Source organism: Nocardia sp. NPDC003726, assembly GCF_053586955.1.
Genome location: NZ_JBSFNF010000044.1, coordinates 14,528 through 31,291, shown reverse-complemented (window position 1 = coordinate 31,291; position 16,764 = coordinate 14,528). Strand labels below are relative to the sequence as shown.

Below are 16,764 nucleotides of genomic sequence, written 5' to 3'. Positions count from 1 at the left end.
GCAAGCATGATCGTCACGATAGTGGATTCCAGCGCCTGCGGCGCTGGGTGTTCGCGGCCCCTTTATGGCTCGCGTGTGCGCGACCGCCGCTTGCTCCTTCGTCGCTTGCGCGGCGGCCGCGCACACGCGAGCCGGGCCGCGAACGGCGGATGCTCGGTCTCGCTTCGCTCGAAAGTCGTGGTGGAGGTCGGCTGGGCACGTCGGCGTTCGAGCGCACGATCCAGCGCGCGCCGCACGGCGACGAACGTCGAGTCGGCCGACTCCGCGACGCCCCGATACGTCCCAGCCGATCGGAACCGCGGCCAGGCCGCGAACTGCGCATGCTCGCGGTCACTTCGCGCGCAACACGAGGCCGGGCGAGCCGCGCAACACGAGGCCGGGCGAGCTGAGCACGTTCGCATTCGAACTCACGAGTCCGGCGCGCCTCCTGCGAGCGGCCATCCCGCCGACCGACACCACCAAGGCCCGATTCGCCCCAGCCGATCGAACCGCAGCCAATCCGCGCACAGTGCATGCTCGGGCCGCTTCGCTCGCAACACGAGGCCGGGGGAGCTGAGCAGGTTCGCATTCGAACTCACGATGCGGAGCGCTCCTCCACGGCGACCGACCGTCGGGCGACCGGCACTCACGAATCGCGGGATTATCCCGTTCGATGGAACTGGAGCCAGGCCGCTACTGGATACGCCTCTCCGCTGGGCTCGGGTAAGTGCTCGGACTGAGTGTGGGGATGTCGGGGCCGCCCGGGGTCGACGGGAAGCGGAGTAGATGTAAGGGTGCCTGCATGGCAGAAAACACGCTGACGTCCGGGTCCGATGGTGGGCGGCGGCCCGCGCTGGCTCTGGCCGCCATTCTCTTCGGGGCCGGGGTCCTGCATTTCGTCTGGCCGAAGCCCTTCGATTCGATCGTGCCGCGCTTCCTGCCGGGACGCGCCCGCGACTACACCTACGCCTCCGGCGTGGCCGAGATCGGCGTCGCGGCCGCCCTCGCCGTTCCGCGCACCCGCGGGTTCGGCGGACGGCTGGCGGCGCTGCTGTTCATCGCGGTGTTCCCGGCCAACGTGCAGTTCACCGTGGACATGCTGGCCAGCGAGAAGGCGACGCGGCTGCTGAAGATCGGGTCGGCGCTGCGGCTTCCGCTGCAGATTCCGCTCGTCATTCAGGCGCTGGCGGTGAGCCGGCGGGCGCGGCGTTCCTGATCAGCTCCGCCAATTCGTCCGGACCGGCCAGGTTCGCCGGCGCGATGGTGCGCCCGGTGCGCACGTAGTGGAACGCGGCCCCGATCCGAGGGAGCATCTCGTGCTCGGGCCGTCCCTCGCGCGCGGCCATCAACCGCGCCCACGCCAGGCGATACACGGCCAGCTGCATGGCGACCGCGGGCTCTTCGGCGGCGCTCGGCTCGGCGCCGGTCTTCCAGTCGACCACGATCCAGCGCCCGCCGGGTTCGGCGAACACCGCGTCCATCCGGCCGCGGATCACGGTGCCCGCGATCGACGTCTCGAACGGAATCTCGACCTCGATCGGGCTGCGATCGGCCCAGCGCGAGTTCAGGAACGCCTCCTGCATGGCACTCAGCTCGGCGTCCGAGCTCGCGTCGGCCGCGCCGCCGTCGGCCGCGCCGGGCAGTTCGTCCAGACCGAGCAGACGGGTCGAGCCGAACCAGCGCTGCACCCAGGCGTGGAACGCGGTGCCCCGGCGCGCCAGCGGATTCGGCGGGTAGGGCAACGGACGACGCAGGCGGGCAGCGAGTCTCGCCGGGTCGGCGCGCAGCTCGACCAGGGCGGTCGCCGCGATCTGCCCGGGTAGCTCGACCGCTTCGTCGGTGACCGCCGCCGCGTGGTGTTCGGCGAGCAAGGCGTCGACATCGGCGGCCCAGCCCTCCGGATCGTCGGGGTCGGACACGGGGTGGGCCTGCTCCGGCCGGTACAGGTCCTCCGGCGGGGGCGGGGCGAAGCCGCTCGCGGCCAATGCCGGTTCGTCGGCGGACAGATACTCCTCCACCGGGTCCGGCGCCGTACCGAAATAGGGCTCGATATCGGCATAGGGATCGGCGTATTCGATCGACGTGACCTCGGATTCGTCCGCGAAATCGTCGGGGGGGTAGTCGTCGTCGGGCGGGTAGTAGGCAGATTCGTCCGCGAAACTCGGCTCGTCGGCGGGCGGGTGGTGACCCGTTTCGTCTGCGAACCCCGGACCGTCGCCGGGCGGCATTTCGGCGCGGACGGACCCCGCGCTGTGGTTGCGAGCAGCAGCATCGGACAGCCCCCTGCTATCGGCGGGACGGGCGCGCAACTCGGCCAAGGCCGCGCGGACGAGGGCGGCACCCTGTTCGATGGGGTCGCGGCGGGGGCCGAGAGGATCGCGCGGCCACTCGGCGGTCGCCGGGTTGTCGGTGAACGGGTTGACGGCGTCGGCGGCGGGCGGGTCGTCCCAGCGGTCGATCGCCAAGACGCCGTACGCGGGGCTGCCGGGGTCCTCGTGCGCGGCTTTCAGCTCGAGCAGGAAATCCGACGGGCCCTTCGGGGCGCTGCCGGTCTCCGCCCAGTAGTGGGCCGAAACGAGCAGCACGCGTTCGGTTCTGGTGAGCGCGACGTAGAACAGGCGGCGTTCCTCATCGATCCGGCGGCGCTCCAGCGCCTCCTTGTGCGCCTTGATCGCCCGATCGAGGTCGGCGCGGTCGTACAGATCGGTGAGTTCGAGCACCGGCACGCCTTCGGCAGCGTCGTCCTGCTGCCGGTCACCCCGCAGCGACGTGGGCAACTCGGCGAGCGCGCCGAGCCACGTGCCGGAGCCGACCTTGGACGGGAACACGCCGTCCACCACGTGCGGCACCGCGACGATCTCCCATTCCAGGCCCTTGGCCGCGTGCACGGTCAGCACCTGCACTCGATCCTTGGCGACCTCGACCTCGCCGGGTTCCAGCCCGTTCTCGACTTCTTCCGCGGCGGCGAGGAACCCCAGCAGTCCGCCGAGCGAAGCGCCGGTTTCCGCGGCGTATCCGGCCACCACTTCGGCGAACGCGTCCAGATGCTCGCGGCCGGCCCCGGTGCCAGCCATGGCCCGCCTGGTCTGGGTCTCCACCCCGACGCCGATGGTGCGCTCCACGTCGGCGACCAATTCCGCCAGCGGCTGACCGCTGCGTTCGCGCAACGCGGCCAGCTCCCGTCCCAGCGCCTCGATGCGGGCGAACCCGGAGGGCGAATACCGCTCGGGCGGACCGGGATCGGCGATCGCGTCGGCCAGCCCGGCCTGTTCGGCGGGTTCCGGGGCCACTTCGCGCAACGCCTCGTTCAGCGCGGCGCCGTCGGCGATCTCGGCCGGGCTCTCCGAGCCGGGACGCCGGATGGACAGGTCCCTGGCGCGGCGGGCGAGCGCGGCGATGTCGGCGACCCCGATGCGCCACCGCGCGCCGGTCAGCACGCGCATGGCGGCGCTGCCCGAACCCGGTTCGGCGATCAACCGCAGGGTGGCGACGACGTCGGCGACCTCCGGCGTGGCGAGCAGACCGCCGAGCCCGACGATCTCCACCGGAAGCCCCTGTGCGCGTAGCGCTTCGGCGAGCGGAGCCGCGTCGGCGTTGCGGCGCACCAGAACGGCGGACGTGGGCGGCTGCTGCCCGTCCGCACGCCGGGCGGCCCACTCCGCGGCGATTCGCTCGGCCACCCACTCACGCTCATCGGCGACGGTGCCGGTCAGCGCCAGCGCCACCACACCCTGACCCGCGCCCGGCTTGGCCCGCAGAGCGTCGACCGTCACCCCGCCGCCTTCGGTCGCCTTGCGCCGCAACGGTTGCGCGACCAGATTCGCCAATGCCAGCGCCTCCGGCGGATTGCGCCAGCTGGTCAGCAACGACAACGTGGGAGCGGGCACGCCCGGCGCACTGGGGAAGTCGGTGGCGAACCGGGGCAGGTTCGCCGCCGAAGCGCCGCGCCAGCCGTAGATGGACTGCATCGGGTCGCCGACGGCGGTCACCGCCAGGCGTTGCGTTTCGTGCGAGTGCTGGTCGCCTCGCCTCGCCACGACGTGCGGGTCGTGTGCGCCGGCGAACCGCGCTTGCCCTTCGGGGTCGTCCACGCCGACGCGCGACGGTGTGCCCTGCAGGGAGTCGTCGTCAGCCGACGGCCTCCCACCGGACCCGCCCGCACGGGAGGACGGACCACCCTGCGCACTCGGATTCGCCGCCGCGCCACGCGCGAGCGACTCGCCGCCGCTTCCCGGACCATCTGCCCGAGCCGCCCGCTGCGGACCGCTGTGGATGTCCGCGTGTGCCCGATCATCATCGTCGTCGCGAGAATCGTCCGTTACCGAACGAACGTCTCCCGACGCGCCCCCGAACAACGCGGAGAGCAGGACCCGCTGGGCGTGGCCGGTGTCCTGGTACTCGTCGAGCAGGACCAAGCGGAAGCGGGCGCGTTCGGCCGCGGCGACCTCGGGATGCTCGGCGGCCAGCCGGGCGGCGAGGGACATCTGCGAGCCGAAGTCCAGCGCGCCCCGTCGACGCAAAGCCTCGGCCAACTGCTGCACCAGCGGCAGCAGCGCTACCCGTTCCCGCTGCACTTGGACGATGTTGAGCAGCGCCTGACTCGGCCCGCCACGCTGTCGCGGGCCAGGCGGCAGCGTGTGCACCAGCTTCGCCAGTTCGGTGTGCGCCTCGGCCAGTTGCTCCGGCTCGACCAGGTGCTCGGCCAGCTGCCCGGACAGCGCGAGCACCGCCTCGGTGACCGACACCGGGGTGCGATCGGTCTCCAGGTCGCCGTCCCAGGTGCGAACCACCTGGTGGGCGAGCTGCCAGAGCTGGGTCACGGTCAGCAGCGTCGCCGACGGTTCCACCGGGAGCAGCAGGCCGTGTTCGGTGAGCAACCTGCCCGCGTACGAGTGGTAGGTGCTGATCTCCGGCTCCGCGCCGGTCAGCTGGGCGCGCAGGCGGCCGCTCGGGTCGAGTTCACGCAGCAGCGGCGCTCCGGCGAGCCGGGCCAACCTGGTCCGGATCCGGGCGGTCAACTGCTGGGCGGCCTTGCGCGTGAAGGTCAGCCCGAGCACCTCGTCCGGCAGCACGAGACCGTTGGCGACCATCCACACCACCCGGGCGGCCATCGTCTCGGTCTTGCCCGCGCCCGCGCCCGCGACCACGAGGGTGGGGCCGGGCGGCGCCGCGATCACGGCGGCCTGTTCGTCGGTCGGCGGCGGCAGGCCGAGCGCCTGCGCCAGCTGATGCGGCGTCACCCGGCCCGTCACGGCGGCGCCCCGGCGACCGGCGGCGGGACCGCGAGCGCGCTCACTCGTCGGTCACCTGCCTCCCGCTGTCCTGCACGGGGCAACTGCCCGCCACCGCGCAGTGGCGGCAGCCGTCGTTGCGCATGGCGAGATAACTGGGGCCCTGCGTGGACGACGCGGCCTGGTGGATCGTGTCGCGCCAGTGCTCGAGCGCCTCGGCGTCCAGTGGCGGCTGCATGCGCTGGGTGGCGCCCTCCGTCTTGCTCGGCTTCGCGACGTAGACCAATCGCGCCCCGCCCGGTTCGCCGGATGCCGCTTCGGCGGAGCCCGATTCCGCCGCCGCGTCGAGAGCTCCCGCGGCGGCCGCCACCTGGTAGGTCGCCAGCTGCGCGTGCTCGACGGCGGCCTGCTTGCTGATCGGGGACTTGCCGGTCTTCACGTCCACGATGACGAAACGGCCTTGCGCGTCGCGCTCCAGCCGGTCGACGCGGCCCCGGATCCGCACGTCGCGTTCGTCTTCCGTGCGCGCGGGCAGCACGCAGTCCACCGGCACCTCGACCCCGGCCTGGGTGAGTTCGCCGCGGGTGTTGCGCACCCAGGCCGAGAAGGTCTCCAGCATCGCCTCGGTGCGGCGCAACTCCTGGCGGGAATGCCAGCCGGTGCCGGGATCAACGGCCCGCCAGGCGCGTTCCAGCGCGGCGCGCACCTGGTCCTCCGGCACTTTGCCCGCCAGCGCCTGCACGAGCGTGTGCACCAGATTTCCCTTGACGGCGTGCGGGTTGTCGCCGTCGGTGCCGCCGTTGCGTTCCAACGCCCAGCGCAGCGGGCAGGTGCGCAGCAATTCGACGGTGGAGGGCGACAGCGCCACCGCGCCGTCGTCCTCGGCCCACAGCGGTCGCCGCGAACTGAGTTCCGCGGTGCCGTACCAGTCGTCGGGATGGGCGCCACGCACGCCCGCGTCCGCCAGTCGCGCGAGCTGGTGCGCGGCGCGGCGCCTGCGCTCCTGGTCGGCGTCGGGATCGCAGACCACGCCGCGCAATTCGGCGACCAGCGCGTGCATGACCAGGGCGCGGCCGGGATCGAGCACCGGGAGCGCACCGGGCTCGCCGTCCTCGTCGTGCCCGAGCAGTTCGGCGAGGAAGCGCGACGGGACCAGATCGCGATCGCCCGCGACCGATTCCACGGCGGTGACCAACAGCGACCGCCGAGCCCGGCTGCACGCGACGAGCAGCAGCCTGCGCTCCTCGGCGAGGATGGGCGCCGCACGGCTCACCCGCTCCCCCGCGTCGGACACCCCGGCGGTGAGATCGACCAGATCCTCGGTATGCAGCAGGGTGCCGCGAGCGCGCGGATTCGGCCAGATCCCCTCTTGGACGGCGGCGACGGCGACCACATCCCACTCCCGCCCCGCGGCGGCGTGCGCGCTCAGCAGCGCCACCGCTTCACCCGCCAGCGTGCGCGGCGCCGCGTCCTGCGGGATCTCCTGCTGGGTCAGGTATTCGACGAACCCTTCGATGCTCGCGCGCGGCAGCCGGTCGACATAGGCGGCGGCCGCGTCGAACAACGCCACGGCGGCGTCCAGATCGCGATCGGCCTGCATGCCCACCGCGCCGCCCCGCTCCGACTGCGCCACCCAGCGCCGCTCCAACCGGGAACCGGTCCACAGCGCCCACAGCACGTCCTCCAGGCCCGCCCCCCGCCCGCGCACCTTGCGGGCCCGGCGCAGCGTGTCCAGCACCCGGCGCAACGGCGCGGCCTCGACTTCGGTGAGCCGGTCCAGGATCACCGGATCGCCGGTTCCGATCAGCAGATCGCGCAGCATCAGCGCGGAAGGGCGGTCGATGTCCGCATCGGGAGCGGGTGGCGAGTCGTCGCCCTGGTCCGGTGACTTCGCCCCGGCGCGCACCGATTCCAGCACCGCGCGCCGGATGCCGCGGCGCAATCGGCGCAAGGCGATCTGATCGGCGCCGCCGAGCGGTCCGGACAGCAGGTCGAGGGCGTCCTCCGGCTCGAACGCCGGTTCCGCGTCCCGCGACGCCGCCTCCCCCGCCAGAATCGCGCGCAGGGACAGCAGCATCCATGCCGCGCCGCGCCTGCGCGCCAGCGGCGTGTCCAGCGCGGGCTGCCGCACCGGCACGCCCGCGGCGAGCAGGGCGCGGCGCAGCGGCGCCAGCGACAGCGGCACCGAGCGGACGATCACCGCCATCCGCGACCACGGCACGCCACCGGTCAGATGCGCGCGGCGCAAGTGGTCGGCGATGAGCGCGGCCTCCTTCGCGGGCGTGGCCAGCACGCGCACCCGCACCTCGGTGCCGTCCTCCCGCGGCCCGGTGTCCTTCGGCACGGGGATGCGCTGCGGCGCAGTGCCGGGCAGACGTGCGGCGATCCGAGCCACCGCCAACTCGACCTGACCGCCGAACCGATGGTTGTCGCGCAGCACGACGCGCCGCTCGGGCGGCACGTCGAGTTCGGCGACGAACCGCGCGTCGGCGCCGCGGAAGGTGAAGACGGCTTGATCGGGATCGCCCGCGATCACCGTGGTCCGCGCGCTGTGCCCGATCGCCTTCACCAGGATCGCGGCCTGCGGGTCCAGGTGCTGCGCGTCGTCGACCAGCAGGTATCTGATCCTGGCGCGTTCGGCGGCAAGCAGATTCGGGTCGGCGGCCAGCGCGTCCAGTGCCGCGCCGACCAGTTCGGCGGCGTCCAGCGCCGGCGCGGTGGCCTCCGGCGCCTCGACGCCGACCGACCAGCGCAGCAGCATCGTCTGCTCGTAGCGGAGCGCGAACCGGCCCGCCGCCACCCACTCGGGCTTGGCGTGCTCGCGGCCCAGCCGCTCCAGGTCCTCCGGCCCGATGCCGCGTTCGGTGGCCCGGAGCATGAGATCGCGCAACTGCTCGGCGAACCCGCCGAGGGCGAGCGCGGGCCGCAGCCGCTCCGGCCACAGTCCGCGCGCGCCCTCGGCCATGTCGGCCAGATCGCCGCGCAGCATCTCGCGTACCACCGCGTCCTGTTCGGCTCCGGTCAGCAGACGCGGCGGCGGGTTGCCGTGCGCCATCGCGTGCCTGCGCAGCACGGAGAAGGCGTACGAGTGCAGGGTGCGCACCAAGGGTTCTCGTGTGGCGCCGGGCACACCGCCCTCCGCGTCGGGCCCCGGACCGCTCAGCCGCGTCGTGATGGCATCGCGCACAGCGCCCGCTGCCTGTTTCGAATGGGTCAGTACCAGCACCGATTCCGGATCGGCTCCGGCCGCGATGCGTCCGGCGGCGATGTCGACCAGCAGGGCGGTCTTCCCCGAGCCCGGTCCGCCGAGCACCTGCCACGGCCGCCACCCCGGACGGGCGGGACCGTCCGCGGCCGCGGCGTCCAGCAGCACGCGAACGTCGGCCCCCCAGTCTCGCGGCCGGGGCGCCACCACATTCCGGCGAACCAGTCGCACCGCGCCATCCGATCGCACCACGCGGGCTATTGCAACAGACACGACCGACACGCCGGTACACGCCTCCGCCCGACCGGCACTGCGGCCGATCGCGGCGCAGGTCAGAATGGACCGGTGTCTGTTCTGAATGTCCATCGGTTCGGTCCGGCGACGGGACCGGTGGTGCTCGCCCTGCACGGTGTCACCGGTCACGGCAAACGCTGGGAAGACCTGGCGACCCGGCACCTGCCCGATGTCAGGGTGCTCGCGCCGGATCTGCGCGGGCACGGTCGCTCGACCTCGCTGCCACCGTGGAACTTCGAGACCATCGTCGACGACCTGGTCGAGTTGGTCACCGCCGAAGCGGACGGCCCGGTGGTGGTGGTCGCGCACTCCTTCGGCGGGGCGTGCGCGCTGCACCTGGCGCACCGGCATCCGGACCTGGTGCGCAAGCTCGTGCTGCTGGATCCGGCGATCGCGCTGGAGCCGGAATGGCTCAACGAGATCGCGCTGTCCACCCTGGTCTCGGCAGACTACGACAGCGTCGACCAGGCGCGTCAGGACAAACTCGACACCGGCTGGGGCGACGTCGAGCCCCGGTTGCTCGAAGCCGAGCTCGACGAACACCTGATGCCCACCGCGGACGGGCGCTTCGGCTGGCGGATGAGCCTGCCCGCGATCAACTCCTACTGGGGCCAGCTGGCCCGCCACTGGGTGCTGCCGCCCGCCGATCTGCCGACCGTGCTGGTGCAGGCGATGAAGGTGGACCCGCCGTTCGTCACGCCGGAGTTCCGCGCGGCGCTCACCGAACACATGGGCGCCAGCTTGACGGTGCTGGAATGGAACTGCGATCACATGGTCGCCCAGGCGTATCCGGCCCGGACCGGCGAACTCGTGCGATCGGTGCTCTGAGCCCGATGCCGACCAGCGATGCCCAGATCGAGCAGGTGCGCGCCTTGGTGGCGGCGATCCCGCCCGGCCGGGTGGTCACCTACGGCGACATCGCGGCGGCCGCCGGTCTGTCCACCCCGCGCACGGTGGGCTGGATCATGCGCACCGACTCCGCCGACCTGCCCTGGCACCGGGTGCTCGGCGCCGGCGGCAAGCCCGCCGCTCACCTTGCCCATCGCCAGTTGCGCTTGCTGGCCGAGGAGGGCGTGCCGATCCGGGACGGGCGCGTCGATCTGCGTGCCGCGCGCTACTGCTTGCCCGATCTCCCCGGTGACTGAGCGCCGCTGTCCGAATCGGCTCCGTGCCGCGATGGCGGCCAGTACCGTGGATCTATGCCCACCCGCCTGGCATGTGTCGTCTTCGACGCCGACCGGCCGCGTTCGGTCGCGGATTTCTGGGCCGAACTGCTCGGCTGGAGCATCACCGTCGACCGTCCCGACGAGGTCAACGTCGCGGCCCCCGATGTAGACGGTGGCGACCTGGCGCTGACCTTCCTGCCCGCGATGCGGGCCAAGATCGGCAAGAACCGCCTGCACCTCGATCTGGCCACACGCTCGCTGGACCACCAGCGCACCCAGGTGGACCGGGCGCTGGCCTTGGGCGCGCGCTCGATCAACATCGGGCAGGGCGCGGTGCCGTGGGCGGTGCTCGCCGACCCGGAGGGCAACGAGTTCTGCGTGCTCGAACCCAGGGAGGAGTACGTGGACACCGGAGCCGTCGCGGCGATCGTGGTCGACACGCGCGATCCGCAGCGGCTCGCCGAATTCTGGTCGGCCGCCACCGGCTGGCCGTCCATGCGGCGCGGTGAGCGGCTGGCCGGACTGCGCGCGCCGACCGGCCTCGGTTCCTGGCTGGAGTTCGTCCGCACGCCGGACGCGGGCACCGGCCGGACCAGACTGCGCCTGGATCTCACCTCGTTCCCGGCCGACGACCGGGCCGCCGAGGTGGCCAGGCTGCACGCGGCGGGCGCCACCTCGATCGACCGCGGCGCCCCGGCTCCGGCCAGGGACACCGACCTCGTGCTCGCCGACCCGGAACTCAACGAGTTCCGGCTGCTGCCCCCTGCGCGGTTCTGGTCGAACGCCTGATCGGCGCCGTCCGCTCCCCGGCTTCCCTGCGCCGACGAATTAGCATGGCCGCCATGGTGTACCTAGCTCCGGGTCGTGGCGTGTGACGGCCGCCGACGCGATCGTGCTCGCGGGCGGGCGGGCCAGCCGGATGGGCGGCGTGGACAAACCGGCCATCGTCATCGGCGGCCGTTCCATGCTGGAGGTGGCGCTCGCCGCCGTCGCCTCGTGCGGGCGGACGGTGGTGGTCGGGCCGCACCGCCCCGAGTTGCCGCCGGAGATCGTCCAGGTGCGCGAGGTGCCGCCCGGATCGGGTCCGGTGGCGGCGGTCGACACCGGGTTGCGTGCCCTCGGCTCCGCCGCACCGCTGGTCGTGGTGCTCGCCGCCGACCTGCCGTTCCTGTCGCCATGGGCGGTCGCCGAACTCATCCGGCACGCCACCGAGTCCGGCGCGGACGCGGTGTTCGCGGCCGACGAGTCCGGTCGCCCGCAGTACCTGATCGGGGTGTGGCGGCGTTCGGCGCTCGCGGCCGCGCTGGACGGGCTCGACGCGCTGATCAACCAGCCGATGAAGGCGCTGGTGCCCGCCGCCGCCGCGATCATCCCGCTGTCCGGCGTCGGCGATTGCGACACCGAGGAGGAGGTGCGGCAGGCCAGGGCTGCGGTCGACGCGCCACGCCGGCAGCCGCCGCTCGAGCTCGACGAGGCACGGAACTCGCTGCGCTCGCAGCTGTCTCGGCTCACCGCGTACGAGGCCGATTTGCGTTCGGTGATCGGGGCCGCGCTCGCGAGTCCGCTGACGGCCGCCGGGCCGCTGCCGCGCTTCGACGTCTCGGCGATGGACGGGTACGCGGTAGCGGGCGACGGACCCTGGCGCCTGCGGCGCGACATCGGCTTCGCGGGCGGACGGCGACCGGTGGGGCTGCTGCCGGGCGAGGCGGTGCGCATCGCCACGGGCGCGCACGTCCCCGACGGCACCACGAGCGTGCTGCGCGACGAGTTCGCCCACGTGGCCGACGAAACGCTGTACCGCCTGCCCGACACCCCGCTGCGCGACGACATCCGCCGCCGCGGCGAGGACCGCGGCGCCGGTGATCCGATCGCGCCGGAGGGCACGCCGGTCACCCCGGCGCTGGTCTCCGCGGCCGCGAGCGTCGAGGTCACCGCCGCCCCGGTGCGCGGGCCGGTCCGCGCGCGCGTCGTCATGACCGGTGACGAGATCCGCAGCGAGGGTCCGCTCCAGGCGGGCCAGACCCGCGACTCGATCGGCCCGATCCTGCCGGAACTGCTGTCCCGGTGCGGCATTCGCACCACCGACCGGGTGCACCTGCGCGACACTCCGCACGGCTTCGACGAGGTCCTCACCGCCGCGCCCGAGTGCGACCTGCTGGTGATCGTCGGCGCGACCGGCGGCGGGGCGGCCGACCAGCTGCGTGCCGCCCTGACCCGGGCGGGCGCTTCGATCGTGGTGCCCCGGGTGCGGCTGCGGCCGGGCGGTTCCACGGTCGTCGCCCGGCTCGCCGCTGGCACCACGGTGCTCGGCTTGCCCGGCAACCCGTTCGCCGCGGTCGCGACGCTCATGGCGCTCGCTCCCGCGATCGTCGAGGGCCGCACCGGCGCGTCCACCGCGCGCCCGCTGCGCGGGCCGCTGCGCAACGCCGCCGAGATCGCCGGACAGGTGACGCGCATCGTCCCGGCTCGCCTCGCCGAGGAAGGCGGATGGATCGGCGACCCGACCATCCGGACGGCTCATCTCGGCGGCCTGGTCGATCGCGACGGTCTCGTGATCGTCCCGCCCGATGCGGGGGACGGCGCGATCGTCGAATTCCTGCCGCTGCGCTGAACTCCTCGGTCGCGGTGTTCGGAAGTCGTTGCCGCACTTGAATTCATCGATCAATAGGCACGAGCAGAAGACGACAGTATGCCGACACGCAGCCGATCTCACCCGAAACCATTGCACTCCAGCGATTTCGCCTGGACCGCGCCGAGCCGCGCGCAATCCCATACGACAGCGGAGCCGAATTCGACGCGAGTGCGCCGAGAACGCGAACCGAGAGGAAATAAACGAACGCATGACCGCGATGTTTTGATCGGTCCACTTCCTCCCTCGACGCTGCTCAACCGACCGGAAGAAAGGTCCGCACCGGACTCCAGCTGAACTGGATTCATTACTGCATCCAAGCACCAAAAACGTCTCTACCTGGAGTAATGCAACACCCCGGCCGCTCGGAGCCATATTTTCCATTTCCCCTTCCACGGGCCATATCCGCTCGCTATCGTGTGTTCGTTAGGCGAATATCAATCACCCGGAAAGGACCGAGTGGAGATGGCTGAAAAGTCGAAGAAAACGCCTAAGAAAATGCCGAAGCAGATGCCGAGGCAGCAGCAGCAACAGCGCCAGGAGCAGGACATGCGTGAGGGCGCTGACATGGAAGGCCGTCGGGGCAACCGGTCCGAGATGCCCGACCGGCGCGGCGAGCAGGAGCGCCGCCGCTAGCTGATCTGCGCCACCCGCGCCGCCGGCCCCCACCTCCTCCCGGGACCGGCGGCTGCGGTCGTTCCGGGGGCCGTGCGTTTTACCCGAGAGGTAATTGTCACCCCGCGCCAGGCGAACCTACCGTCGGTTCGACGTCATCCCCGGTGTCATCGAACGAAGGAACGCCACACCATGTCCGCCTATGGCTTCGCCCATCTCCGCAGTCGCAGGCCGCATCCCGACATCCTGGAATACCTGGAGCGCATCCAGGCCACGCTGGACCCGTTCGGCGGCCGCTTCGTCATCCACGGGCCCCCGGCCGAGGTGGTGGAGGGCAGCTGGCCGGGCAGCATGGTGCTGATCGAGTTCCCCGGGATGGCCGAGGCGCGGGAGTGGTACCACTCGCCCGCCTACCAGGAGATCCTGCCGCTGCGCGCCGATCACATCGACGGCGACCTGCTGCTCATCGAGGGCGTGGGCCCCGACTACGACCCGCGCGAACGCGCCGCCAAGCTGCGCGCCGGGACGGCCTGACGCGATTTCGGCTCGCCGTCCCCGGTCCGATACCGTTGACCAGGCACGACCCGGTTCGACGCGAAGGATGCGCCTGATGGACGACAGCTCACTGGTCTGGGACGACGGCGCGCTCGTCACCATCGACCAGCGCGGACTGCCGCACGACGTGCGCGAACTGCGGTTGAGCACCGTCGACGAGGTCATCGACGCGATCAAGACGCTGGCCGTTCGCGGCGCGCCCGCCATCGGCATCGCGGGCGCGTTCGGCGTCGTCCTCGCCACCGCCGCGCACACCCTCGACGGCGTGGTGGACGAGGCGGCCGTGCAGGCCGAGGCGGACCGGATCGCGGCGGCGCGGCCGACGGCCGTCAACCTGGCCTGGGCGGTTCGGCGGGTCAGGGCGAAGGTGGGCCGGGGCGCGGACGCGGTCCTCGCCGAGACCCTCGACATGCTGGCCGAGGACGGCCGGGTCAACCGGGCCGCCGCCACCAACGCCGCCGACCTGGTACAGCGCCTGTGTCCGGACCGGCCGCTGCGCATACTCACCCACTGCAACACCGGGCGCCTGGCGACCAGCGCGTTCGGCACCGCCATCGGCACGCTGCGGGTGCTGTCCGAGCGCGGCGCGATCGAGCAGGTACTGGTGGACGAGACCCGCCCGCTGCTCCAAGGCGCGCGGCTGACCACCTGGGAACTGGCCGAGGCGGGCATCCCGCACCGGCTGACCATCGATTCCGCCGCCGCGTGGGCGATGGCGACCGGCCAGGTCGACTGCGTGCTGGTCGGCGCGGACCGGGTCACCGCCAACGGCGACGTCGCCAACAAGATCGGCACCTACGGTCTCGCGCTCGCCGCCCGCCATCACGGCATCCCGTTCATCGTGGTGGCTCCGGAGTCCACCCGCGATCCGAAGACGGCCACCGGCCGGGAGATCGTCGTGGAGGAACGCGCGGCGGCCGAGGTGACCGGATTCGGCGGTGTGGCAACGGCTCCCGCGCACACCGAGGTGTTCAACCCGGCCTTCGACGTGACGCCCGCCGAATTGGTGACCGCGGTGGTCACCGAGCACGGCGTCGTACACCGCAACGATCGCTCCCACGAAGCGTCGATCGCGGATCCATCCCGCGAACTCCGAACCGATCCCTCGCACGGCACGGCGATCGCGGACATCGCCCGCGAGCTGTATCGACGCGGCTGGATGCCCGGCACGGCGGGCAACATCTCGGTGCGCACGGGCGTGACCGCCGTCGTCACCGGCAGCGGGCTGTCCAAAGGCGAACTCACCGAACGCGACATGGTGACCGTGCGGGTCGCGGATGCAGCGCCGGTGTCCTGCTCCGGGCGCAAACCGTCGGCGGAGACCACGATCCACACCGCCGTCTACCGGGCTCGGCCCGCGCAAGCGGTGGTGCACATCCATCCGCCGTTCGCCACGGCATTGGCTACCCGCTCGGCGGCGCCCGGCACGTTCGCCACGCTGCGGATCACCGACTACGAGCTGATCAAAGGACTCGGCGGTGGCGACCCGGCCGTCGCGGACATCCCGGTCTTCCCGAACTGGCCCGAGGTGCCGCGCATCGGGGCCGACATCGAGCGCTACCTGCTCGACCATCCCGACGCCCTTCCGGTCCTGGTCATCGCCGGGCACGGGATCACCGCGTGGGGCGACGATCTCGCTCAGGCGCGCGATCGCGCCGAATGCCTGGAAGCATTGTGTGAGCTGGTGTCCCGTACCGGCAGTCCGGCGGCGTTCGGACCGCGCGACGACTTTCTCGAGATTGGACTGACATGACCCTGCTGCAGGTGATGGCCGCCGGCGACGCGGCCGACGTGCGCGTACGCACCAGCGACGACGAGGTGATCGGCGCCGAACTGGCCAAGCACGGCATCACGTTCGGCCGCTGGCCGGTGGTGGAGAACGCCGCCTCGGTGCCGTCGGAGCAGTTGCTCGCGCACTACGAGAAGAACGTCGCCGAACTGAACGAGTCCGGACGCTACAAGCACATCGACATCGCGCGCATCCACCCCGACGACGCCGACCCGCGGTGGCCGGAGATCGCCGAGGGCGCGCGCGGCAAGTTCCTCGACGAGCACCGGCACGCCGAGGACGAGGTGCGCTTCTTCGCCGCCGGGCGCGGCTGCTTCTACTTGCATCTGGGCGAGGAAGTACTCGCGGTGGTCTGCGAGGGCGGCGACCTGCTCTCGGTTCCCGCGGGCACGCTGCACTGGTTCGACATGGGCGAGCGCCCGGACTTCATCGCCATCCGCTTCTTCGAGGAGGAGGACGGCTGGGTCGGCGACTTCACCGGCGACAAGATCAGCGCGGGCTTCCCCACCCTCGACGAGCTGCTGACCGCGCCGTGACCGAGGCCGTCGTCGTCGACATCGAGGGAACCACCAGCCCCACCGCGGCGGTTCGCGAGGACCTGTACGGCTACACCCGTGCGCGGCTCCCGGAGTGGCTGGCCGAGAACAGCTCCGGGGACGCCGCGCCCGTGCTGGCCGCGACCAGGGAGCTGACCGGGCGGCCGGACGCGGACCCGGCCGAGGTCGCCGCGATCCTGCGCGGGTGGCTCGACACCGACGTCAAGGCGGAGCCTCTGAAGACCGCGCAGGGCCTGATCTGCGCGGAAGGCTTCCGCAGCGGCGCGCTGCACGGCGAGTTCTTCCCGGACGTGCCACCGGCCCTGGCCGCGTGGCACGCCGCGGGTCTCGCCTTGTACGTCTACTCCTCGGGATCGATTCGCAATCAGCAGGATTGGTTCGCCTTCGCGCGCGGCGGCAGCCTGTCCGGCCTGATCAGCGGTTACTTCGATCTGTCGACAGCGGGCGGCAAGCGCGAGTCGTCGTCCTACGACAAGATCGCGGGAGCCATCGGCGCCCCCGCCGAACGCATCTTGTTCCTGTCCGACCACCCGAGCGAACTCGACGCCGCCGTCACCGCCGGATGGCGCGTCGTCGGTCTCGCCCGCCCCGGCGAGCCCAATCCCCCACGGCCGCCCCACCATTGGGTCGATACGTTCGCCGCCATCGATCCCGTCACCCCCGCCTGAACCGGCGGCGGGCACCTTGATGGCCGGTGCCGCAATCGTTCGAGCCGGGTACGCCGCCCGAACAACCGGTCGACGG

The 16,764-nt window shown here is 72.2% G+C and carries 12 protein-coding genes; 10 read left to right on the top strand and 2 right to left on the bottom strand.

Annotation, left to right across the window (positions count from 1 at the left end; translation table 11 throughout):
* Positions 1 to 781: 781 nt before the first annotated feature.
* Positions 782 to 1,195 (top strand): DoxX family protein, encoded by a 414-nt coding sequence (locus ACWDMM_RS32605; RefSeq protein ID WP_357111467.1) that lies wholly within the window; start codon positions 782 to 784, stop codon positions 1,193 to 1,195.
* Here ACWDMM_RS32605 and ACWDMM_RS32600 read toward each other — a convergent pair.
* Positions 1,152 to 5,231 carry an ATP-dependent helicase gene (locus ACWDMM_RS32600; protein WP_357111464.1) on the bottom strand — a complete coding sequence of 1,360 codons (4,080 nt, stop codon included), beginning with the start codon at positions 5,229 to 5,231 and terminating at the stop codon, positions 1,152 to 1,154. The genes ACWDMM_RS32605 and ACWDMM_RS32600 overlap by 44 nt on opposite strands.
* Before the next feature lie 40 nt (positions 5,232 to 5,271).
* On the bottom strand, positions 5,272 to 8,688 hold the full coding sequence (locus ACWDMM_RS32595; protein WP_449941343.1) for an ATP-dependent helicase: 3,417 nt from the start codon (positions 8,686 to 8,688) through the stop codon (positions 5,272 to 5,274).
* Positions 8,689 to 8,760: 72 nt separating this feature from the next.
* Here ACWDMM_RS32595 and ACWDMM_RS32590 point away from each other — a divergent pair, with 72 nt between their 5' ends.
* From ACWDMM_RS32590 to mtnC, 9 genes are all read left to right on the top strand, one after another.
* The gene (locus ACWDMM_RS32590) at positions 8,761 to 9,537 is read left to right on the top strand and encodes an alpha/beta hydrolase (RefSeq protein ID WP_323124391.1); all 777 of its coding nucleotides are present in this window, start codon (positions 8,761 to 8,763) and stop codon (positions 9,535 to 9,537) included.
* Between the two features lie 5 nt (positions 9,538 to 9,542).
* Complete coding sequence (locus ACWDMM_RS32585; RefSeq protein ID WP_449941341.1) at positions 9,543 to 9,854, top strand: MGMT family protein; 312 nt, start codon at positions 9,543 to 9,545, stop codon at positions 9,852 to 9,854.
* Between the two features lie 54 nt (positions 9,855 to 9,908).
* Positions 9,909 to 10,664, top strand: coding sequence for a VOC family protein (locus ACWDMM_RS32580; protein WP_195081939.1), 756 nt, complete (start codon positions 9,909 to 9,911; stop codon positions 10,662 to 10,664).
* An 82-nt stretch (positions 10,665 to 10,746) separates the two neighbouring features.
* Positions 10,747 to 12,486: an NTP transferase domain-containing protein gene (locus ACWDMM_RS32575; protein WP_449941338.1), complete on the top strand. Its 1,740-nt coding sequence runs from the start codon at positions 10,747 to 10,749 to the stop codon at positions 12,484 to 12,486.
* Between the two features lie 483 nt (positions 12,487 to 12,969).
* Entirely contained in the window at positions 12,970 to 13,140 is a 171-nt protein-coding gene (locus tag ACWDMM_RS32570) for a hypothetical protein (RefSeq protein ID WP_195081941.1), read from the top strand.
* 171 nt (positions 13,141 to 13,311) lie between these two features.
* Positions 13,312 to 13,653 (top strand): DUF1330 domain-containing protein, encoded by a 342-nt coding sequence (locus ACWDMM_RS32565; RefSeq protein WP_357111455.1) that lies wholly within the window; start codon positions 13,312 to 13,314, stop codon positions 13,651 to 13,653.
* A 76-nt stretch (positions 13,654 to 13,729) separates the two neighbouring features.
* A complete protein-coding gene (mtnA, locus tag ACWDMM_RS32560) occupies positions 13,730 to 15,427 on the top strand; it encodes an S-methyl-5-thioribose-1-phosphate isomerase (RefSeq protein WP_357111452.1) in 1,698 nt (565 codons plus the stop codon).
* The gene (locus ACWDMM_RS32555; RefSeq protein WP_449941334.1) at positions 15,424 to 15,999 is read left to right on the top strand and encodes a 1,2-dihydroxy-3-keto-5-methylthiopentene dioxygenase; all 576 of its coding nucleotides are present in this window, start codon (positions 15,424 to 15,426) and stop codon (positions 15,997 to 15,999) included. Before mtnA ends, ACWDMM_RS32555 begins: the two co-directional genes overlap by 4 nt.
* Positions 15,996 to 16,688 (top strand): acireductone synthase, encoded by a 693-nt coding sequence (gene mtnC, locus ACWDMM_RS32550; protein WP_357111446.1) that lies wholly within the window; start codon positions 15,996 to 15,998, stop codon positions 16,686 to 16,688. Before ACWDMM_RS32555 ends, mtnC begins: the two co-directional genes overlap by 4 nt.
* Positions 16,689 to 16,764: the final 76 nt, after the last annotated feature.